This window comes from Streptomyces sp. NPDC058289, assembly GCF_042880975.1.
GTDB lineage: Bacteria > Actinomycetota > Actinomycetes > Streptomycetales > Streptomycetaceae > Streptomyces > Streptomyces stoeckheimensis.
In genome coordinates, this window is the sequence record NZ_JBHVYI010000124.1 from 1 (window position 1) to 20,649 (window position 20,649).

Below are 20,649 nucleotides of genomic sequence, written 5' to 3' on the forward strand. Positions count from 1 at the left end.
GCTCGTGTACAGAAGGTCACATGACGATCAGGGGGCGCAGGGTTCGATGGGCGATGCGGAGACCGGTGCGGACGCGTTCTTCGGTGCCGCCCCAGACCGGGTCCTCGTGTTCCACGGACATGACGCCGTCGTATCCGCCCTCGTAGAGCACGTCGATCAGGCGCCTCCAGTCGACCTCTCCCAGCCCCGGAACGCGATAGCGCCACCAGCCGACGTCCCAGGGATCGGTCCGGCCCACGGCCTTGCCGGGGTAGCCGTACCGGTTGCGCAGTTCGGGGAACGTCTCGATGTCCTTCGCCTGGACGTGCGCCACGTGGTCGACGTAGGGGCGGACGGCGGCCACGGGATCGATGCCCATCCAGACCAGGTGCGAGGGGTCGAAGTTGAGGTACAGCCCCAGTGAGAAGATCCACTCCCACAGTTCGGGGGAGTAGGCGAGGTTTCCGGGGTAGCCGTCGGGATGCCAGCCCTCCATGACGCAGTTCTCGATGACGAGCTTGACGCCCAACTCCCCGGCCCGGTCGACGAGCGGCGCGAACACGGCCTCGGCTTCGCGCATGTTCTGGGCGACGCTTTTGCCCGGGTCGCGGCCGACGAACGTGCCGACCGTGGGGCAGCCGGTCAGCGCGGCGGCGTCGAGGCAGGCCAGCACGTGCTGGTTGACGGCGGACCGCTCCGTCGGGTCGGGGTGCAGGTTGTTGTCGTAGTAGGCCAGTGAGGACAGGGTCAGGTTGTGCGTCGCGAACAGCTCGGTGACGCGTTCGGCCTCGCCGGGGGTGAAGGTCTCCGCCTTGAGATGGGTCGCGGTGTAGGGCCTGTCGCCGAGATCCGGCCAGGCCGCGACTTCGAGTGCCTCGTACCCGCAGGACGCGGCCCAGGCCGCGATCTCCTCCAGGCTCCGGTCCGGGAAGCAGGCAGTGAGGAAGCCGAGTTTCATCGGGGCACCTCCACCCATCGGTCGGTGGCCGCGGATTCGATGACGGCCTGGGTCAGGACAGCGGAGCGTAGACCGTCGGCGAACGTCGGCAGCCCCTCGGGAGGATCACCGGCGATCGCCGCATAGGTGTCGGCGACGAATGCGTTGAAACAGTCCTGGAAGCCCTGGGGATGACCGACGGGCAGGACGGAGTACCGCGCGGCGGCGTCGGACATGGCCGGACTGCCGCGAGGCACCAGCATGCTCTCGCCCCGAGTCCCCACCCACAGCGACTCGGGCAGTTCCTGGTCGAAGGACAGGGACGAGGAGGGTCCGTCGAGGGACAGCCAGAGCCGGTTCTTGCGTCCCGGGGAGACCTGGCTGACCACGAGCGAGCCGATCGCCCCGTTGTCGGTCTCGAACAGGATCGTCGCCGCGTCCTCGGTGCCGATCGGCGTCGCCAGCGGCGATCGGCGTTCGGGGACGGCGGTCAGCATGCGGGCGACAAGCCGCACGATGCGGTGTCCGGAGGTGAACTCGGCCAGATCGCACCAGTGCACGCCGATGTCGGCGAATGCCCGTGACGCTCCCCCGACAGCAGGGTCGGTGCGCCAGTTGTCGTCGTCCGCGCTGGAGAGCCAGTCCTGCAGGTAGGAACCGTGCACGAGGTGTACGGGACCCGTCGCGCCGAGCTGGATGCGGGCGCGGGCTTCTCGGACCGTGGGGTAGTACCGGTAGGCGAACGGGACCGTGGCGACGAGTCCGGTCTGCGACGCCGCGTCGAGCAGTTTCTCGGCGTCGGCGACGCTGGTCGCCAGCGGCTTCTCGCACACGACGTGCTTGCCGGCCGCGAGTGCGAGCTGGGCCAGGCCGGCATGCAGGTGGTTGGGAGTGCACACGTGCAGTACGTCGATGTAGTCGGCGACCGCGAGTTCCTCCGCCGACGCCGCCGCGTGGTCCACCCGCAGGTGGCCCGCGGCGGCGACGGCCCGGGCGGGCGTCGAGGAGGCGACCCCGGTGACGACGGCACCGGCCGCCCGAGCCGCCCGGGCGTGGACCTCACCAATGAATCCGGTACCGGCGATGCCGATGCGCAGCCGGTCGGTCATGGCTCCTCGATTCGTCGGGACGGGATTGCGGGAGGCATGATCACTTACTTCCGCCGGGCCAGCGCCACGGCCAGGATGATGATGACGCCCCGGATGATCTGCTGCTGGCTGACATCGAGGCCGGCCAGGATCAGGCCGTTGTTGATGAGCCCGATCATGAGCGCCCCGACCAGGGTTCCGATGACTGAACCGCGGCCGCCGAACAGGCTGGTCCCACCGAGAATGACAGCAGCGATGACAGAGAGCTCGTCACCGGCTCCCCACTGGAAGCGGCCGGACTGGAGGCGACCGGCGTAGAGCATGCCCGCCACACTGGCCGCGAGCCCGGATCCCACCAGGACGTAGAACTTGATGCGGGCCGTGTTGATGCCGGTGTATTCGGCGGCGGTGCGGTTGCCGCCGGTGGCGAGGACCTTCCGGCCGAAGGGGGTCTTGGCCAGGACGACGGCTCCGACCAGGACAAACGCCGCGGACCACACCATGAGGACCGGGACGGGGCCGATGTTGCCGGAGCCGAACACCTGGTTGAAGGTGTCGTTGAGGATCGGCTGCGGCGCGGACTTGGTGATCCACTGCGAGACGCCGACCGCGATGCCGAGCATGCCGAGGGTGACCAGGAACGACGGGATGCGCAGCAGGGTGACCAAGCCCCCGTTGATGGCGCCGACGACGAGGCCGACGGCCAGGCCGGCCAGGATGCCCGGGACGAGGCCGTGACTGGCCACGGTCATTGCCGAGACCACCGAGGCCAGACCGGCGACCGACCCCACGGACAGGTCGATCTCGGCGGAGGCGATCACAAAGGTGACGGCGACGGCCATCACGGTGATGGTCGCGGTCTGTCTGACGATGTTGAGCAAGTTCGTGCTGCTGAGGAAGCCGCTGTCGCCGAGGGTGACGGCGAACAGCAGGAAGATGGCAACGAACCCAATGTAGATAACGTAATTACGCCAGTCGGTGGCGCGGATCGCCGCGACGGCCGAGGACAGCGACTTCGGCGGAACGGCCGCGTGCGATTTCACGATTGTGCTCCCTGAATGGCAAGTTGCAGCGTTCCCTCGTCGGGGATGTCGCGCCGGTCGAGTTCTTGGTCGACGGTGCCGTCCCGCAGCACCAGGACGCGGTCGCTGACGGCGAGGAGTTCCGGCAGCTCCGAGGAGATCAGCAAGAAGGCCTTGCCCTCGTCCGCGAGCTGCCGGATCATCGCGATGATCTCCGTCTTGGTACCGATGTCCACGCCTGCGGTGGGCTCATCCATGATCACGACGTCCGGACCGGTGCCGAGCCACTTGGCGATGACGACCTTCTGCTGGTTGCCGCCGGACAGCAGCCGGACGGGCTTGGCTGCTGACGCGACCTTGATCCCCATCTTGCCGATCAGCAGGTCGGCGAGCTCGGTTCCCGCGCGGTCGTTGACCAGCGGTCCGCGCCGCAGCTCCGACAGCAGGGGAAGCAGGAGGTTGTCCCGCACGCTGTGGTCGAGCACGAGGCCCTGGACGCGCCGGTCCTCGGGGATGAGGGCGAGACCGGCGGAGACCGCCGCCCGCGGATCGCGGATCCGGGTGCGGCGTCCCCGCAAGAGGAGCTCGCCGTCCTCGACCGGATCGATCCCGAACAGGCACTGGGCGAGTTCGGTGCGGCCGCTGCCCATGAGCCCGGCGAGACCGACGATCTCCCCCGGATACAGCTTGAAGGAGATGTCCTGAACCCGGCTGCCGGCCTTCAGGTTGCGCGCCTCCAGCAGCGGGGTGCCGGACCGGTCGACCCTACGCTCCTGCCAGTGCATCGCGCCCTCGAGGCGGCGGCCGATCATCTCCTCGATGATGTCCTCTGTGGTCAGGAGCGCCAGCGGCGAGGTGATGACCTTGCGGCCGTCGCGCAGGACCGTGATGCGGTCGGCGATCCGGTACACCTCGTCCATGCGGTGCGAGATGTAGACGATCGAGATCCCGCGGGCCTGGAGCCGGCGGATGAGCTCGAACAGGGTCTCCGTCTCATGTTTGGCCAGCGCTGCGGTCGGCTCGTCCATGATGATGACCCGGGCGTCCTGTGCCAGCGCCTTGGCGATCTCGGTGAGCTGCCAGTAGGCGGTGCCGATCCCGGCCAGCTCGGCGCGCGGGTCGATGTCGACGCCCATCTCGGTGAAGATCTCGCGTGACCGCCGCACCGCCTCGCGGTCGTCGATGAGCCCGCCTGCGCCGGTGGGCTCGCGGCCGAGGAAGATGTTCTGCGCCACCGTGAGCGTCGGCACCAGGCTGAACTCCTGGAAGACCATGCCGATGCCGTGGGCCTTCGCGTCGTGGATCGAGCGGAGATCCACCTTCCGGCCACTGATCAGGATCTCACCGGCGTCGAGGGAGTGGACGCCCTGAAGGATCTTCATCAGCGTCGACTTCCCGGCGCCGTTCCCGCCGGCCAGCGCGTGGACCTCGCCCCGGTGGACGTCGAAGTCGACGTCGGTCAGGATCGGCACGCCGCTGAACGCCTTGCTGATGCCGCGCATCTGGACGGCGAACTCGGGTCCGGCATCGGCCCTCACATAGGGCGGAGGGGTGTAGTCGGGGACGTCCTGGTTCATGGCTCAGCCCCCGTCATACAGGTCGGCGACGAGGGGGACGTTGACCCACTCGCCCCGTTCGGCCGAGGCGGTGATCGCGTCGCAGGCCAGCGCGATCTGGTAGCCGTCCGCGAAGTCGGGACCGGCGGGCGTCCCGTCGACGATGGCCCGGAACAGGTCGTAACACTCGATGATCTTCGTCTCGCCGTAGCCGATGCCCAGGGCCGGGATCGGCCAGAGGCCTTCACCGTAGGGGTGAGCCGGACCGGTGTAGACGGTGCGGAATCCCCGTCGGTCCTTCGGGTCCGAGGCGAAGCAGACCTGCAGCTCGTCGCGCCGCTCGTAGTTGAAGGCGATCGAGCCCTCGGTGCCGTGGATCTCGAAGGTGAGGTAGTTGTTGCGTCCGTAGGCGTTACGGGTCGCCTCCAGTGATCCCACCGCGCCCGAGCTGAACCGCAGGGCGGTCATCACCTCGTCATCGACGTCCACGACGCCGCGCGGGACATCGCCCGCCGCCCGCCCGGCGCTACCGAGCTTGTCCGCGCCGCCCTGCTGGATGGGGCGGTCCTTGATGTGAGTGGTGAGGACCGCATTGACCGAGGCGATCTCACCGACGAGGTAGCGGGCCATGTCCAGCACGTGGGTACCGATGTCGCCGAGCGCCCCGGACCCGGAGAACTCCCGGCTGAAGCGCCAGGACAGCGGAGACTGGGGGTCGGCCGACCAGTCCTGCAGGTAGGTGCCGCGGAAGTTCAGGACGGTGCCGATGGCCCCCTCCTCGATGTACTTCCGGGCCAGCGCGACGGCGGGGGTGCGCCGGTAGTTGAACGCGACCATGTTCACCACGCCGGCGCCGCGTACGGCCTCGTACATGCCGCGGGCCTCTTCGCCGGTGCGGGCCAGCGGCTTCTCGCAGATGATGTGCTTGCCCGCGGCAGCCGCTGCGGCGGCGATCTCGGCGTGCATGTGGTTGGGGGTCGCGATGTCCACCAGGTCCACTCGGGGATCGTCCACGACGCGCCGCCAGTCAGCGGTGGAGTGCTCGAACCCGAACCGCTGCGCGGCCTCGGCGGCGAGGCCTTCGTTGACCTCGGCGATGATCAGCCGGTGCGGCATGGCCGGGGCCGGCCAGTAGAACATGGGCATCGCCGCGTAGGCGAGGGAATGGGCCTTGCCCATGAATCCGGCGCCGATGAGGCCGACGTTGATGGTACGCACGAATGGTCCTTTCAGGGTCGGAGGACCGCGGGGCCGCCGCGCGGGGCGGCGGCCACCACGGCTACTTCTTGTACGAGCTGTTCAGCCAGTCGGGCGGGGGCTGGTGGTAGACCTGCGTCCACGCCTCGCGCACGTTGTCGTGGGTTACGGCCAAGGAGTCGAGTGCCACATAGGGCGGCGCCTGCTTTCCGATCAAGCCGTACGCGCCAAGGGTGGCCTCGGCCACGCCCTGGTCGAAGGGGCGCTGCGCACCCAGACCCTTGACGAGGTCGCCCTTCGCCAGCGAGATGGCCACGTTCTTACCGAGGTCCTCGGTGACGAGGACCAGGTCGGAGCGTCCGGCCGAGCGCGCCGCTGCCATGACGCCCTCGGCGGGCACGTCCCATACCGCCCACACCGCGGAGAGGTCGGGGTACTTGGTGAGCATCGCGTTGGCAGCGGCCTGCGCGTCGCCGGCGAAGTCCGGTCCGGCGATGCCCTTCTGCTCCACGACGTTGACGTCCGGGTAGTCGGTCTGGATGGTGCTCAGGAAGCCGTCGTACCGCTGCTTGGTCACGAAGAAGTCGGCCTGGTGGAAGATGACGCCGATCTTGCCCTTGCCACCGATCGCCTTGGCCATGAGGTGGGCCGAGACGACGCCGTTGCCGCGGTTGTCCGAGGAAACGACGCTGACGTAGTCCTCGCCGACCGTCATGCCCTGGGGCACGTTGTCCATGAAGACCAGCTTCGCACCGGTTTTGGCTGCCTCCTTGTAGGCATTCGCGGTGGCCACCGCGTCGGTGGGGAGGGAGACGATGATGCTGGGCTTCAGGCTCAAGACGGTCTCGATGTCGGAGACCTGCTTGTCGGGCTTGAAGGCGGCGTCCGTGACGGCCACGACCTTGATGCCGAGCTTTTCGAACTGATACTTGAGACCGGCGATCTGCGCCTGCGACCAATCGTCGCCGCCGGTGTGCATGACGATCGCCGCCGTGGCGTTCTTGGCGCGGACCTGGGCTTCCTCGTCCACGGTCAGGGTGAGGGCGGAGGCGACCGCCGGGGACTCGCCGTGCGGTCCCTTGCTCAGGACGCGCCCCCGCAGTTCCGAGAGCGCGGCGTCGGCCTTCGCCGAGATTCTGGTGCTCTGATGGGTGGACGTGCCAGCGGTAGAACTGCATCCGGCCACGACGAACACGAGGCAGGCGGCAAGAGCGAGCCGAACGGGCGGTGACTTCACTGTGTTCTCCTGAGGGTGTCGCTGGGAGACGCGGCCAGCAGGTCATCGAGATAGGCCTTGCTGCTCCGCGCTGCTTCTTGGGGGTCGCCGGCGTACTCGTCCAGTTCGACGATGAGCCAGCCGTCGAAATCGACCTCGCGGATGGCTGCCAGGACGTCGGGGAAGTCGATGACGCCCTGTCCAAGGGGGAGGAAGGCAGCCGGGTCCGGGCGGAAGTCCTTGAGGTGGATGTGGCTGATCCGGTCCGGATAGCGCCTGATGACCTCGGCGGGGTCGCCGCCGCCGGCCGCCAGGTGGGCGGTGTCCGGGCACAGCGAGATCCGCGACTTGCTCATGATCTTCTCGAGCTCCGCGGGGCTCTCGACGATCGTCGTCAGGTGCGGGTGGTAGGTCGCGTTCAGTCCGAGGTTCTCGGCGATGTCGACGACCCGGTCCAGCGCCCGGCCGAGCCGGTCGTAGTCCTCGTCGGCGACGCCGGCCGCCCGGCGGGCCCCGCCTCCGACGACCAAGCGTTCGGCGCCGAAGAGCGCCGCGAGGCGGGCCGCGCGTTCCACCCGCCACAGCTCGTCCGGCAGGCAGTCCGCGTAGATGAAGTTCGCGCCGGTGTAGACGCTGACCAGCTCCAGCCCAGCGTCCTCCAAGAGCTGCCGCAGTTCCTCGGGGCGGTCAGCAAAATCGGCCACGTTCCCGTCGAACATCTCGACGCCCTGGTACCCGGCCGCGGCGATGTCCGCCAGCGCCTTCTGCATCGAGCCGTTGGCCCGGTAGTAGAGGTCCTTCACGCTGGTCACTCCCTGCGCGTGACCGACGACACCGCCCCAGGTGATCGAGTGGTATCCGAGCTTCATGTCCACAGACTCCCTTGGGTTGCTTGGAGAAGGCAATCTTATGTACGTCACGTGCAAAACACAATGCCGTAGACTACGGAACTTAACCTGGAGCAACATTGGAAGGTGAGGTTCGGGATGGTAAACGGGGTTCCGCGTGCACCGGTCGTACCCGATCAGGTCAATACCCTGGTCACGGTCCTCGACCTGGTCCGCAGCGGGGAGGCGCGCACCCGGCCCGAGTTGGGGCGCCGCACTGGTCTGGGCCGGACGGCGATCACCCAGCGCGTCGACCAGCTGGTCGGCTCCGGTCTGGTGGACGAGGGCACGATGGGTGCGTCTACCGGCGGCCGCGCGCCCCGCGAACTGCGCTATCGGGCCGAGGCCGGGCACATCCTCGCCGCCGAACTCGGGGCCACCAGCCTCAGTGTCGGACTCACTGATCTCGCCGGCCATCTGGCCGATCACCACGAGGAGCCGTGGGACGTCGCAGTGGGAGCCGACACGACGCTGACCCGCGTCGAAGAGCTCTTCGACGATCTGCTCGCGCGGAGGCCGGAGCCGGCGCCCGCGATCTGGGGGATCGGCATCGGCGTGCCGGGGCCCGTCGAGTTCGCCTCCGGGCGCCCGGCGTCGCCGCCGATCATGCCCGGCTGGGACGGCTACCCGGTGCGCGACAGGCTCGCCGCCCGGTACGGAGCCCCCGTGTGGGTGGACAACGAAGTGAACATGATGGCGCTGGGCGAGTTGCGCGGCGGCCTCGCCCAGGGGGTCCGCGACCTCGTCTACATCAAGATCGGCACGGGTATCGGCGCCGGCCTGGTCTCCCGCGGCCGCCTGCACCGCGGCGCCAACGGCTGCGCCGGCGACGTCGGCCACGTCCAAGTCGTCGACGACGCCCGCATCATCTGCCGGTGCGGCAACGTCGGCTGCCTGGAGGCCCTCGCGGGCGGCGCCGCCCTCGCCGGCGCCGCGGCGGTGCCAGCGGCGGACGGCCGCAGCCGCTTCCTGGAGGATCTGGCGAAGACCGGCAAACGCCTCGACGCCCGCGACGTCGCCCGGGCCGCCAGCCACGGCGACCCCACCGCCATCGAGCTGATGACCAACGCCGGCCACTTCATCGGCGAGATGCTCGCGACCCTGGTGAACTTCGCGAACCCCTCCCACATCATCATCGGAGGCGGAGTGGCCGCCTCCAACGACCTCCTGCTGTCCACCATCCGCAAGGTCGTCTACAGCCGGTCGCTCCCGCTCGCTACCAGGGACCTGCAGATCATCCGTACCCAGAACGACCGCGCGGGCCTCCGAGGCGCGGGGTTCATGGTGGTGGACGAGCTCTTCGCCCCTGAACGGCTCGCGAGCTGGATCGACGACGGCTCACCCGCGGGACAGCCCATGCTCGTCGGCATCAAGACGGCGGACTAGGGCCACTCCGGGCACGGGCCGAACCGCCGGGCACCCCACCACGAAGCTTCGCCCGGCCATCCGGGCGGAGGGCGGCGACCCCGTTCCTCCCCGCAGCGGGGTCGCCGCACCACTCACCGGACACCTGGACCGCCACCGTTCCGGCGGTCTCATCGCTCCTGGGACCTGAGGCCGCTTACGGGATGATTTAGTTCGCTGGCTGTCAGGAGCTAGGGGAGTTAGGTTCATTTGTATGGATGTGCAAGCGGAAGATCTGCCTGCCTGGCATGCGCGCCCGTCGGCGCCGATCCCGGCTCCGCTGCGCAAGGTGCTCACCCTGGTCACCTGTGGGGAGGCGACCAGCCGCGCCGATATCGCCCGCCGGACGGGACTGGCCCGCTCGACAGTCAGCCAGCAGGTCGACCACCTCATCGCGCGCGGGATCGTCGAGGAGACGGAGGCGAACGAGTCCGTCCGCGGCAGGCCCCCGAGAGTGCTGACCATCAGCCCGCGCGCGGGCGTCATCGTCAGTGTGGACGTCGACACCGATGCGACCCGTGTAGCGATCGCGGACCTCTGCCGCCGGGTGATTGCCCGAGCGGTGGTCGACACACAGGTGGAGGACGGCCCGGAGAGTGTCCTGGCGGCCGTCGTCGAACGACTCCGCGAATTGCTCGCGCGGCCGGAGATCGAGCACACGACCGTCCGCCAAGTGGTCGTCGGTCTGCCCGCCCCGGTCGACTACACCCGTGGATGCGCCGTGCAGCCGCCCATCATGCCCGGCTGGGACGGTTTCCCGGTAGGTGCCTACATGCACGATGCCCTCGCCGCACCAGTGGTCGTGGACAACGACGTCAACCTCATGGCTCTCGGGGAGGCAAGCCTGGACGATGTCGAGACCCCCCTGCTGTTCATCAAGATCGCCGCTGGTATCGGCGCCGGCCTGGTAACCGCCGACGGCGACGTACACCGCGGCGCCGACGGCGCTGCCGGGGACATCGGCCACATCCGCGCGTTCCACGGGGAGGCCGTACTCTGCCGTTGCGGAAAGCTGGGGTGCCTCGAGGCCATCGCCTCTCAGCGCGCGGTCCTCAACGATCTACAGATCCCGGAGTCCTCCGAGGGCAACCCCCTCCACGGCTCGCAGGTCCTGGCCCAGCGCGTCTCGGCAGGCGATGCGCAGGCGCTCCGCCGCATCCGGCAGGCGGCAACGGACCTCGGGGACGTGGTCGCCATGCTCGTGCACGTCTTCAACCCCAGAACACTCGTCCTCGGCGGCCCGCTGAGTGAACTGCGCGACGAACTCCTCTCCGGAGTACGAGCGGTCGTCTACGAGCGAGCTCTGCCCTTGGCCACCAGGAAGCTGACCATCACCACATCCCAACTCGGCACGGAGGCGGGAACGGTGGGTGCCATCGCTCTCGGCGCCAAGAAGGTCTTCAGCCACCACGGCTTGGCGCACCTGCTGTCCGAGACCTGAGCAACGACACGTAGGGCCAGGCCGGGTTCCCGGCTGCGCTCTTCAGGCACCCAGGCGGGCCAGTACGCGCTGCTCGCCCCCGCTTGACGCGTCGTCTCGCGCATGGCGGCACCCTGCGGAGAACTCAACCTTCGCCGCGGCGACGGGTACTACTGCAGGGCCAATCTCGAACCACACGACCTTGCCCTCGCGATGGGGATGCGTCCCCCAGCTGGCGGCCAGGCTCGTCACGAGCAGCAGCCCGCGCCCGGACTCCTCGTCCGGGCCGGAAACCGCAGGGATCAGTTCGCAAGGGTCGCCGTCGCTGACCTCCACCCGCACCCGCACACCAGTCCAGCGAACACACACGATGCTCGTACCTTCGGTGTGCTCGACGGCATTGGTGATGACCTCGCTCGCCAGCAGCTCAAGGTCCTGCAGGTACTCCTCGTCCAGCGGCAGTTGCCAGTCCCTCGCTATGGCAACAACCCGCCGCCGGGCCCTGGACACCTCTCCGGCCATGGCCGGCACGCGGAAGCCGCGCGGCGAACGCTCTGTCGTGTAGAGAAGCATGGCTGATTCCTCTCTCTCAGTAGACACAACGACTCCCTTCTTCCGCTCTTCCGTGGAGGTGAGGTGCCCCTCAGGGCTACCGCCTTCGCTGCTACTGAAGGCCTGTACACAAGAATCGATTAGTTCGAAGGCAGGCACAAGATGCCGCTATTAGTATTCCTACGGACATAAAGAGGCTCAAACCTCGATCGCCTCACCATCCACCCGCGCGCCCCCACGGGGGGGGCGGACGGGGAGGGCGGGCACGTGCGGGCGCCACACGTATGGCCGGATCTCGACCGGCAGCATGCCCGTGCTGTGCCGGCGCCGGCCTCCTTGTCGGAGCTGCTCTCCATTGACTCAACTCGCTGTAGCCATAGGCCTGTTACTCGCGCATCACGCGTGCACGTACCCACCCACCGACGCGGCGGCCGTGAGGATGTTTTCTCGTTGCCGCTCGGGGGAGGTTGTCGCGGCGGTCATCTGCGAGAGGCGGAGAACACCGACGAACCATCGCCCACAGCCGCCTCAAGCATGTTTGGTCACATGTACCGCCAAACCATGCACTCAGGCCTCAGCCCTGTGTCCTTAGCGACGGTAGCTACCCTCTATGCGTCTCCAGCAGCCGCAGCCAGATCTCGCTGATCGTCGGGAACGCCGGGACCGCGTGCCACAGCCGCGCGATGGGCACCTCGCCCGCGACCGCGATGGTCGCCGCGTGCAAGAGCTCGGCCGCGCCCGGACCGACGAAGGTGGCGCCGAGGAGGACCTCGCGGTCCAGGTCCACCACCATGCGGGCCCGGCCGCGGTAGCCGTCGGCGTACAGGCCCGCTCCGGAGACCTTGCCGAGGTCGTGGTCCACGGCCCGGACCCGGTGGCCGGCGCGCTCCGCCTCCGCGAGGGTCAGGCCCACCGACGCGGCCTCCGGGTCGGTGAAGACGGCCTGCGGGAGGGCCTCCGTATCGGCGGTCGCCGCGTGCGCGCCCCAACGGCCGGTGTCGAGTTGGGCGTTGCCCGCCGCCCGGGCGGCGATGACGGAGCCCGCGATCCGGGCCTGGTACTTCCCCTGGTGGGTGAGCAGCGCCCGGTGGTTGACGTCGCCGACCGCGTACAGCCAGTCGATCCCCGGAACCCGGCAGCTGTCGTCCACCGCGATCCACCCGCCCGGCGTGAGCCCGACGGTGTCCAGCCCGATGTCCTCGGTGCGCGGGGTACGCCCCGTCGCCATCAGCAGCTCGTCGCCCTCCAGCGTCTCGCCGCCTTCGAGCACCACGGTGACCGGCCCGGTCGAGCCGTCCCGTACGACGGACTCGACGGCCACACCCGTACGGACCACCGCGCCCGCCTCGCGCAGCGCCTCGGCGACCAGTTCCCCGGCGAAGGGCTCCATGCGCGGCAGCAGCCCGGAGCCCCGTACGAGCAGGGTCACCCGGGAGCCGAGTGCCTGCCAGGCCGTGGCCATCTCCGCGGCCACCACCGACCCGCCGACGATCAGCAGTCGGCCCGGCGCCGCCTGCGCCGACGTGGCCTCGCGGCTGGTCCACGGCCGGGCGTCCGCCATGCCCGGCAGCTCCGGGATCACGGCCCGGGTGCCGGTCGCGACGACGACCGCGTGCCGGGCGGAGAGCACGTGGTGCTCCCCCTCCGGGCTGGTGACGGCGACCTTGCGGACCCCGTACAGCCGTCCGTGCCCCCGGTACACGTGGGCGCCGACCGACTCCAGCCAGTCGATCTGGCCGTCGTCCTTCCAGTTCCCCGTCCAGTAGTCCCGGTGCGCCAACACCGCTTCCGCGTCCAGGGGACCCGCCACGGCCCCCGCGAGACCGGGCACCCGGCGCGCGTCGGCCCGCGCCAGCACCGGGCGCAGCAGCGCCTTGCTGGGGATGCAGGCCCAGTACGAGCACTCGCCGCCCACCAGCTCGCTCTCGACCAGCGCCGTACTCAGCCCGGCGGCGCGGGCCCGGTCCACGACGTTCTCGCCGGCCGGGCCCCCGCCGAGGACCACTACGTCGTACTCCACCGCTTCGCTCATCGGGCCAGTCTCACCGTCGGGCGGGGGCCCGTCACGCAATCGGGCGTCCGGCGTGCCGGATCAGGCGTCCGGCGTGCCCGGCTCCTCGGCCGTGGCGCCGGCGCCGCCGCCCTGCTCGGCGGCGATCTTCGTGCGCACCTCGTCCATGTCGAGCGCCCGGGCCTGGGCGATGAGGTCCGTCAGCGCCGCCTCGGGCAGCGCGCCGGGCTGCGAGAAGATCGCGACCTGATCCCGGACGATCATGAGGGTCGGGATCGAGCTGATCTGGAAGGCCGCGGCCAGCTCCTGCTGCGCCTCGGTGTCCACCTTGGCGAAGAGCAGGTCGGGGTTGGCCTCGGCGGCCTTCTCGTAGACCGGGGCGAACTGCAGGCAGGGGCGGCACCAGCCCGCCCAGAAGTCGATCAGGACGAACGAGTTCTCGCTCACCGTCCGGTCGAAGTTCTCCTTGGTGAGTTCGACAGTAGCCACGGTTTTCCAGACCTCCAGAGTGCTGTGGTGCTTGTTTCCCCTGAACGAACGACCGGCTCGAAGCATTCCTGACCGCGGACAATGCACAGAATGCGCTCCGGGGAGACCCCTTAGAAGGGATGCCCGCCCGGGGTGGCCCGGAGCGTGGTCCAGCGCAGCTCGGTGAAGGCGTCGAGGTTCGCCTCGCCGCCGAAGCGGGCGCCGGTGCCGGACGCGCCGACGCCACCGAAGGGGGCCACCGCCTCGTCGTTCACCGTCTGGTCGTTGACGTGTGCGATCCCGACCGGGATCCGCCCCGCCAGGTCCAGCCCGCGCGCCGCGTCGCCGGTCACGATCCCGAGGGAGAGCCCGTAGGGGCCGGCGGAGGCCAGCTCCACGGCCTCGTCCTCCGTCGCGAAGGACCGTACGGGCGCCACCGGACCGAAGACCTCCTCCGCGTAGGCGGGGCTGTCGTCGCCGGCTCCCGCCAGCACCGTGGGCCGGTAGAAGAGGTCCTGGTGGGCGCCGCCCGTGACGAGTTTGGCGCCCTGTGCGGTGCTGGCTTCCACCAGGCCGTGGACCCGGTCCAGCTGGGACCGGTCGATGAGCGGCCCCAGGTGCACCCGCTCGCGGTACGGGTCCCCGACCGCGAGCTCCTCCGCGCGCGCGGCGAGCCGCTCCACGTACTCGTCGTAGAGCGAGGCGTGCACGAGGTGCCGGCCGGCCGTCATGCAGATTTGACCCTGGTGGAAGAAGGAGCCCCAGGAGGCCTGCGCGACGGCCGCCTCCACGTCGGCGTCACGGAGTACGACGAGGGCCGAATTTCCGCCCAACTCCATGTGGGCGCGCTTGAGGTGACGCCCCGCCAGTTCACCGACGGCCCGGCCGCTCGCGGTGGACCCGGTGAACGACACGACCCTGACCAGCGGATCGGCGACCACCGCCGCGCCCGTCTGCGCTCCGCCGGGCAGGACGTGCAGCAGTCCGCCCGGCAGACCGGCCGCCGCGAAGACGGCGGCGAGTGCGAGCCCGCCGCTGACGGCGGTACGGCGGTCCGGCTTGAGGAGCACCGCGTTGCCGAGGGCGAGCGCGGGCGCGACCGAGCGGATCGAGAGGATCAGCGGCGCGTTGAAGGGGGCCACCACCCCCACCACACCGACGGGTTCGCGGCGGGTGAAGGACAGCCGCGGCGCCTCGCTCGGCAGCACCTGCCCGGCCGGACGCGAGGCGAGGGCCGCGGCCTCGTAACACTCCTGCGCGGCGACGTGCAGCTCGAAGTCGGCCTTGCCGGGGATGGATCCGGACTCCCGGACCAGCCAGTCCCGCAGCTCGTCGGCGTGGGCGGTGAACAGGTCCCCGGCCCGGCGCAGCACGGCCGCCCGCTCCAGGTGGGTGGCCCGTGCCCAGTCCCGCTGGGCCGCGTGGGCCCGTACGGCGACCTCCGCCACGTCGGACGGGGCGGCCAGGTCGATGGTTGCGAGGGTCTGGCCGGTGGCGGGTTCGAGGACCGGGGCGGTACCTCCGGTGAGGGTGGGTCCGTCCTGCCAGAGCGTCGGATCGAGGAACGGCATGGCGCGAGGCCTCCGGATGCGGGGAGCGTGGCGGGGGGGTGGCGGCAGCACGCGCCATCGTGCCACCCCTCCGCACCGGAGGCATCAATTCTCTTCGCCTACCGCGCAGTTGCCGACCGACTATGACCGGAAACGATCGACCACCCCCCGGGGGGCGGGTCAGCGCTCCAGAACGAGGGCGATCCCCTGTCCCACACCGATGCACAGGGCCGCGATCCCGGTACCGGATCCGGCCGCCGCGAGCTGGTGCGCCACCGAACCGGCCAGCCGGGCACCCGAGGCGCCGAGCGGGTGCCCGATCGCGATGGCCCCGCCGCGCGGGTTGACCACGGCCGGATCCAGCTCCGGCCAGGACGCCAGGCATCCCAACGCCTGCGCTGCGAAAGCCTCGTTGAGTTCGAAGGCGGCCAGATCGGCGAAACCGCGGCCCGCCTTGGCGAGCGCGCGCTCGACGGCGTCCACCGGCCCCAGACCGAAGAGCTGGGGCTCGATCCCGGTGACGGCCGACGCGCTGATCCGGGCCAGCGGCTCCCGCCCTGTGGCGGCCAGTCCCTCCTCGTCCGTCAACAGCAGTGCGGCGGCCCCGTCGTTGAGCGGCGAGGCGTTGCCCGCCGTGACCGTGCCGGTGCCGTCGCTCCGGAAGGCGGGCTTCAGACGGGCGAGCGCCTCCGGGCCGGAACCCTCGCGGATGCACTCATCGCGCAACAGATCCACACCCGCGTACGGGACCACCTCGGCGTCGTACTGCCCCGCGGCCCAAGCGGCGGCCGCCTTGCGGTGGCTCTCCAGCGCGAAGGCGTCCTGCGCCTCGCGGGTGATGCCGTGCTTGTCGGCGACGAGCTCGGCGCCCTCGCCCAAGGAACCGGCCCACTCGGCGGGCATCCGGGGGTTGGTCATCCGCCAGCCGAGCGTGGTGGACCACATCTGCTGGTGCCCGGCCGGGAAGGCGCGCTCCGGCTTCTGCACCACCCAGGGGGCCCGGCTCATGGACTCGACGCCCCCCGCGATGGCGACGGAGGCGTCGCCGAGCGCGATGGCACGGGCCGCCTGGACGACGGCTTCGAGGCCGGAGCCGCAGAGACGGTTGACGGTGACCCCGGGAACGGTCACGGGGAGCCCGGCGAGCAGCACCGCCATGCGGGCCACGTCCCGGTTGTCCTCGCCCGCGCCGTTGGCGTCTCCGAAGACGACGTCGTCGATGCGGGCCGGGTCCAGTGCGGGCGTACGGTCCACGAGCGCGCGCACCACGTGGGCGGCCAGGTCGTCGGGGCGGACCCCGGCGAGGGCGCCGCCGAACTTCCCGATCGGCGTGCGGACGGCGTCGACGACGTAGACGTCGCGGACGGTACGGATGCTCATGGAGTCCCTCCGGAGCGAACGGGAAGCGGCGCGGCACACCGACACCACAGTCCGGCCCGGCGCACGCTCCGCCCGCGCCCGGGTGGGGCGCGCCCGAAGTCTCCGTCGCCCCGACCCCCCTGTCAACGCCCCCCGGCCCCGAGCTGCACCCGTACCCCGCGCCTCACCCGCCGGCAGAGCCGAAAGCGCCGCGGGGCCACCGGCTCACGTCGAGTCCCGCGGCACCGCCACCGCCGCCATCAGGTCGTGCCTCCGTACCGCCGCCGCAGGCTCCCGTACCGCCTCGTCCACCAGCGCCGCCAACCGCTCGCCCGTCGGCATCTCGATCTGCACCGTGCTGAGCCTCGGCCGCAGCAACCGGCCGATCAACAGATCATCCGCGCCCATGACGGCCACGTCCTCCGGCACCCGCAGGCCCGCGTCCTGGAAGGCCCGCATCAGCAGCATCGCGTACTCGTCGTTGTACGCGAACGCCGCCTCCAGCCCCAGCGAACCCCACCGCTGCGCCAGCTCCGCCGCCGACTCCTCCGAGTAGGCCATCTTCAGGGCCACGATCTCCGCCCCCGCCACGGACCGCGCGCCCTCCAGGCGGGGCGTGGAGAAGAGGCCCAGCCCCTCCTCCTCCGGAACGACCACGCCGATCCGCCGCCGGCCCCGCTCCACCAGGTGCTCGGCCGCCCGCGCGCCGACCTCCGCCTGGTCCATGACCAGCGCGTGGGCCCCGGGAACTGCTTGCGGCCCCATCGTCAGCACCGCGCGCGCCCCGGCCCGCTGGAGCGTGGCCACGTTGTGCGCGGACAGGGCGATCTCCCCGAGGGAGAGCACCGCGACCGGCCGCAGTTCGGCCCAGGCCCGCGCGGCCTCGTCACCGGTGAGGCCGAGGCTGCCGTACTGGACCACCGTGTAGTCCAGGCTGCGCAGCGCCCACTGCAACTCGTTGAGGAAGGTGCTGTACAGCGGGCCGATCGGCACGTGCGAGGTGGGCAGCAGCACGATGCGCGTGTGCCCGGCGCGCAGACTGCGGGCGGCCGCGTGGGGGACGTAGCCGAGCTCCTCGGCGGCCTCGCGCACCTTGCGGCGGGTCGGCTCGCTGATGCGTACGGCCTCCGCGTTGTTCAGGACGTACGAGACCGTCGCGCGCGACACTCCGGCGAGACGGGCGACGTCCGCGCTGGTCGGGACGGGCACCGGCGACGGGGACGGCGACGTGGGGGGCTTCGGCGGCTTCGATGACTGAGACATTGCCGTGGCATCTTTCCAGACCGTTTGTGCCCAGGGGCTAGCGGATGGCCGGAAACCAATGCTACACAGTGGTTACACGATTCACTGACACGTGTAACCACGGCGTCACCCGCGCTTCACCAAAGGTGTCTCCACACGTGCCCGTGCCGTGCCCCGTCGTGCCGCCGCCCTGCCGCGTTCCGTCGCACCCCCGCCGTCGCGACAGGGCGGCGCGCACTTCTCCCCACACCCCTCAGTGCACCCCTCCCTCGCCCCTTCCCAAACTGCCCAGGAGGGCACCGTGGCCCTTTCCTCCCCCGGCACCGGCACCGCCGCCGCCACCACCGACGCCCCCGCCTCCCGGCGCGGCCTGCTCCCCTTGCTGCTCGTCGGCAACGGCGCCATGTACGCCCTCTACATCGGCGTCGCCGGCGTACTCCTCGCCCTCCAGGTCGAAGACATCGACGCCGCGAACAAGGTCGCCAACTTCGGCCTGATCGCGGGGGTCTCGGCGATCTTCGCTACGGTCTTCAACCCGGTCGCCGGCGCCCTGTCCGACCGCAGCGGACGGCGCAACCCCTGGATCCTGGGCGGTGGACTCGCCGCGATACCGGCGATGTTCCTGCTCGGCGCCGCGGACACGATCCTCCTCATCACCATCGCCTGGTGCCTCGGCCAGGCCGTGATGAACATCTACCAGGCCGCCATCACCTCCGTGGTTCCCGACCGGGTGCCCATGAGCGCCCGCGGCAAGGCCTCCGCCGCCGTCGGCCTCGGCCTGCCGCTCGGCTCGACCGTCGGCGCCCTGATCGGCGCGGCCTTCTCGGACGACTACCGCACCGGATACCTGATCTTCGGCGCGATCGTCGCCGGCGCCGCCGTCCTGTTCACCGTCTGCACCCGCGAGGAACGGCGCCCGGCCAAGCCCTCCATGCCGGTCAAAGCACAGCTCGCCGCCTTCGCGAGCGCCCTCAAGGACCACGACTTCCGCTGGGCGTTCATCGGGCGGGCCCTCCTGGTCCTCGGCTACTTCGCGGTGAGCGGCTACCAGCTGTACATCCTCCAGGACCACACCGTGCTGCCCGAGGGCATGAAGCCGGAGGCGGCGGTGGCCATCATGATGCCGCTGACGAGCGTGGCCATGGTCGTCTCCACCGTCCTCGGCGGCTGGCTCTCGGACAAGTACGACCGCCGCAAGCTCTTCGTAGGCGCCTCCGCCCTGCTGTCCGCCATCGCCCTGCTGATCCCGGCCCTGTCGACCAGCTGGACGGCCATGCTGGCCTTCGCCGTGATCAACGGCCTCGCGTTCGGCTGCTACATGGCCGTGGACACCGCGCTGGTGACGATGGTGCTCCCCAAGGCCGAGGACGCCGCCCGCGACATGGGCGTACTCAACATCGCCAACGCCGGCCCGCAGATCGTCGCCCCCTTCATCGCCTCGGTGATCGTGTCCGTGAGCGGCGGCTACACGGCCCTGTTCATCGCGGCCGCCGCTCTGGCAGTGGCCGGCGCCCTGGCCGTCAAGCCGATCCGCAGCGTCCGCTAGGCGGGCGGCAGCGCACCCACGCTCCCTCACCACTCACCACTCACCACTCACCACTCACCACTCGCCCCTGACGCTGAAAGGCACAACGTGCAGCTCCACACCCACACTTGGGGCGAAGGCGACCGCATCGCCCTCCTCATCCACGGGATCATGGCCGACCACCGGACCTGGCGCCGGGTCGGCCCCGCCCTCGCCGACCGCGGCTACCGCGCCATCGCCGTGGACCTGCGCGGCCACGGAGCCAGCGGCCGGGGCGAGTACAGCCCGGAGGCCTTCGCCGACGACGTAGTCGAAACGCTCCCGGCCGGCGCCGAGCTCGCCATCGGCCACTCCCTGGGCGGCCTGACCCTCTCGAAGGCCGTCGACCGCCTGAAGCCGAAGCGCGCCGTGTTCTCCGACCCCGCCTGGCACCTGGCGGAGCTCGGCGAAGGTTTCGGCCCCGAGATGTTCGCCCAGTTCAAGTCCGCGCCCAAGGAACAGATCCAGGCGATGAACCCCCGCTGGGAGGAGGCCGACGTGGACATCGAACTGGCCACCCTTGCCGTCTGGGACGAGGCGACCGCCTTGAGCCTGACCCCGCTGATGGGCACGGACCTCCTGCCGGCCGCACCGGTGGTCCCGTCCCTCGTACAGCTGGCGGACCCGAGCTTCCTCATCTCACCGGAGCGCGCGACGGTCCTCAAGGAACGCGGCTTCGAGGTCCGCTCGGTCACCGGCGCCGGCCACACCATCCACCGCGACGACTTCGACGGCTTCATGGCCTCGCTGGAGGGCTGGCTCTAAGCACGAAGCGCCAAGCACACGCACCAACCCCCTCGCCTGAACTCCGCAGCCGGGCGAGGGGGTTGATGGGTTGTACTGCGGCTATCAAGCCGAGCCTCAAACACGGAGCGAGGCGGCGGCTGCGGAGGCCGGGGAGGCGGTCAGCCCGGTGAGCGGGGCGGCGGCCGAGGCAGCGAGAGCCGCGAACAGCGCGCGCGGCGAGAAGTGTCGATCACAAGGCACGGCACGTGACGGTGCCCCCACAGCCGACCGGCAGTCGCTTGGCCGAGCGGGAGCGCGTAGCGATCTGTCGCGCCCCCCGACCCGGATGTCCTTCTTACTCGCCCCCTCCCCACACTTCGCCCCCGGCCATTCCCCGGGGGGATCCCGGAAGTCTTGTGTTTTTCCGTGGTGGGACGGTCCGTCAAGGGTGGCCGAAGGCCATCGCTTAGT

At 70.4% G+C, this 20,649-nt stretch carries 17 protein-coding genes; 4 read left to right on the forward strand and 13 right to left on the reverse strand.

All coding sequences use genetic code 11. The features are described 5' to 3' along the window. Positions 1-16 precede the first annotated feature (16 nt). From ACFVX6_RS37145 to ACFVX6_RS37175, 7 genes are all read right to left on the reverse strand, one after another. Positions 17-937, reverse strand: coding sequence for a sugar phosphate isomerase/epimerase family protein (locus ACFVX6_RS37145; RefSeq protein ID WP_389699009.1), 921 nt, complete (start codon positions 935-937; stop codon positions 17-19). Continuing rightward, complete coding sequence (locus ACFVX6_RS37150) at positions 934-2,025, reverse strand: Gfo/Idh/MocA family protein (RefSeq protein WP_389699010.1); 1,092 nt, start codon at positions 2,023-2,025, stop codon at positions 934-936. The genes ACFVX6_RS37145 and ACFVX6_RS37150 overlap by 4 nt, the downstream gene beginning before the upstream one ends. Positions 2,026-2,069: 44 nt before the next feature. Continuing rightward, the gene (locus tag ACFVX6_RS37155) at positions 2,070-3,047 is read right to left on the reverse strand and encodes an ABC transporter permease (protein ID WP_389699011.1); all 978 of its coding nucleotides are present in this window, start codon (positions 3,045-3,047) and stop codon (positions 2,070-2,072) included. Next, positions 3,044-4,603, reverse strand: coding sequence for a sugar ABC transporter ATP-binding protein (locus ACFVX6_RS37160; protein WP_389699012.1), 1,560 nt, complete (start codon positions 4,601-4,603; stop codon positions 3,044-3,046). The genes ACFVX6_RS37155 and ACFVX6_RS37160 overlap by 4 nt, the downstream gene beginning before the upstream one ends. Positions 4,604-4,606: 3 nt before the next feature. Next, positions 4,607-5,800: a Gfo/Idh/MocA family protein gene (locus ACFVX6_RS37165; RefSeq protein ID WP_389699013.1), complete on the reverse strand. Its 1,194-nt coding sequence runs from the start codon at positions 5,798-5,800 to the stop codon at positions 4,607-4,609. A gap of 61 nt (positions 5,801-5,861) precedes the next feature. Then, positions 5,862-7,016, reverse strand: a complete 1,155-nt coding sequence (locus ACFVX6_RS37170) for a substrate-binding domain-containing protein (RefSeq protein WP_389699014.1) — start codon at positions 7,014-7,016, stop codon at positions 5,862-5,864. Beyond that, positions 7,013-7,864, reverse strand: a complete 852-nt coding sequence (locus ACFVX6_RS37175) for a sugar phosphate isomerase/epimerase family protein (RefSeq protein WP_389699015.1) — start codon at positions 7,862-7,864, stop codon at positions 7,013-7,015. The genes ACFVX6_RS37170 and ACFVX6_RS37175 overlap by 4 nt, the downstream gene beginning before the upstream one ends. Before the next feature lie 117 nt (positions 7,865-7,981). Between ACFVX6_RS37175 and ACFVX6_RS37180 the strand changes: the two genes are divergently transcribed. Both ACFVX6_RS37180 and ACFVX6_RS37185 read left to right on the forward strand, forming a co-directional pair. After that, positions 7,982-9,268: an ROK family protein gene (locus tag ACFVX6_RS37180; RefSeq protein ID WP_389699016.1), complete on the forward strand. Its 1,287-nt coding sequence runs from the start codon at positions 7,982-7,984 to the stop codon at positions 9,266-9,268. 232 nt (positions 9,269-9,500) lie between these two features. Next, entirely contained in the window at positions 9,501-10,727 is a 1,227-nt protein-coding gene (locus ACFVX6_RS37185) for an ROK family protein (protein ID WP_389699017.1), read from the forward strand. Between the two features lie 42 nt (positions 10,728-10,769). Here the strand turns inward: ACFVX6_RS37185 and ACFVX6_RS37190 are convergent, their stop codons facing one another. The 6 genes from ACFVX6_RS37190 to ACFVX6_RS37215 form a co-directional block, all read right to left on the reverse strand. Then, positions 10,770-11,279 (reverse strand): ATP-binding protein, encoded by a 510-nt coding sequence (locus ACFVX6_RS37190; RefSeq protein WP_389699018.1) that lies wholly within the window; start codon positions 11,277-11,279, stop codon positions 10,770-10,772. Positions 11,280-11,859: 580 nt separating this feature from the next. Beyond that, the gene (locus ACFVX6_RS37195; RefSeq protein WP_389699019.1) at positions 11,860-13,290 is read right to left on the reverse strand and encodes a dihydrolipoyl dehydrogenase family protein; all 1,431 of its coding nucleotides are present in this window, start codon (positions 13,288-13,290) and stop codon (positions 11,860-11,862) included. A gap of 60 nt (positions 13,291-13,350) precedes the next feature. Continuing rightward, the gene (locus ACFVX6_RS37200) at positions 13,351-13,758 is read right to left on the reverse strand and encodes a thioredoxin family protein (protein ID WP_389699020.1); all 408 of its coding nucleotides are present in this window, start codon (positions 13,756-13,758) and stop codon (positions 13,351-13,353) included. Positions 13,759-13,868: 110 nt separating this feature from the next. After that, on the reverse strand, positions 13,869-15,308 hold the full coding sequence (locus ACFVX6_RS37205) for an aldehyde dehydrogenase family protein (protein WP_389699021.1): 1,440 nt from the start codon (positions 15,306-15,308) through the stop codon (positions 13,869-13,871). Positions 15,309-15,467: 159 nt separating this feature from the next. Continuing rightward, positions 15,468-16,667: a thiolase family protein gene (locus ACFVX6_RS37210; RefSeq protein ID WP_389699022.1), complete on the reverse strand. Its 1,200-nt coding sequence runs from the start codon at positions 16,665-16,667 to the stop codon at positions 15,468-15,470. A 204-nt stretch (positions 16,668-16,871) separates the two neighbouring features. Continuing rightward, entirely contained in the window at positions 16,872-17,909 is a 1,038-nt protein-coding gene (locus ACFVX6_RS37215; RefSeq protein ID WP_389699023.1) for a LacI family DNA-binding transcriptional regulator, read from the reverse strand. Positions 17,910-18,189: 280 nt separating this feature from the next. Here ACFVX6_RS37215 and ACFVX6_RS37220 point away from each other — a divergent pair, with 280 nt between their 5' ends. Continuing rightward, complete coding sequence (locus ACFVX6_RS37220; protein WP_389699024.1) at positions 18,190-19,434, forward strand: MFS transporter; 1,245 nt, start codon at positions 18,190-18,192, stop codon at positions 19,432-19,434. A gap of 87 nt (positions 19,435-19,521) precedes the next feature. After that, positions 19,522-20,217 (forward strand): alpha/beta fold hydrolase, encoded by a 696-nt coding sequence (locus tag ACFVX6_RS37225; protein ID WP_389699025.1) that lies wholly within the window; start codon positions 19,522-19,524, stop codon positions 20,215-20,217. The last annotated feature ends 432 nt before the right edge of the window (positions 20,218-20,649 follow it).

What these genes read in the sequence shown, in the direction of transcription:
- ACFVX6_RS37145 (WP_389699009.1), bottom strand. Translation starts at nt 937, where the DNA reads ATGAAACTCGGCTTCCTCACTGCCTGCTTCCCGGACCGGAGCCTGGAG.
- ACFVX6_RS37150 (WP_389699010.1), bottom strand. Translation starts at nt 2,025, where the DNA reads ATGACCGACCGGCTGCGCATCGGCATCGCCGGTACCGGATTCATTGGT.
- ACFVX6_RS37160 (WP_389699012.1), bottom strand. Translation starts at nt 4,603, where the DNA reads ATGAACCAGGACGTCCCCGACTACACCCCTCCGCCCTATGTGAGGGCC.
- ACFVX6_RS37175 (WP_389699015.1), bottom strand. Translation starts at nt 7,864, where the DNA reads ATGAAGCTCGGATACCACTCGATCACCTGGGGCGGTGTCGTCGGTCAC.
- ACFVX6_RS37180 (WP_389699016.1), top strand. Translation starts at nt 7,982, where the DNA reads ATGGTAAACGGGGTTCCGCGTGCACCGGTCGTACCCGATCAGGTCAAT.
- ACFVX6_RS37185 (WP_389699017.1), top strand. Translation starts at nt 9,501, where the DNA reads ATGGATGTGCAAGCGGAAGATCTGCCTGCCTGGCATGCGCGCCCGTCG.
- ACFVX6_RS37190 (WP_389699018.1), bottom strand. Translation starts at nt 11,279, where the DNA reads ATGCTTCTCTACACGACAGAGCGTTCGCCGCGCGGCTTCCGCGTGCCG.
- ACFVX6_RS37195 (WP_389699019.1), bottom strand. Translation starts at nt 13,290, where the DNA reads ATGAGCGAAGCGGTGGAGTACGACGTAGTGGTCCTCGGCGGGGGCCCG.
- ACFVX6_RS37205 (WP_389699021.1), bottom strand. Translation starts at nt 15,308, where the DNA reads ATGCCGTTCCTCGATCCGACGCTCTGGCAGGACGGACCCACCCTCACC.
- ACFVX6_RS37210 (WP_389699022.1), bottom strand. Translation starts at nt 16,667, where the DNA reads ATGAGCATCCGTACCGTCCGCGACGTCTACGTCGTCGACGCCGTCCGC.
- ACFVX6_RS37215 (WP_389699023.1), bottom strand. Translation starts at nt 17,909, where the DNA reads ATGTCTCAGTCATCGAAGCCGCCGAAGCCCCCCACGTCGCCGTCCCCG.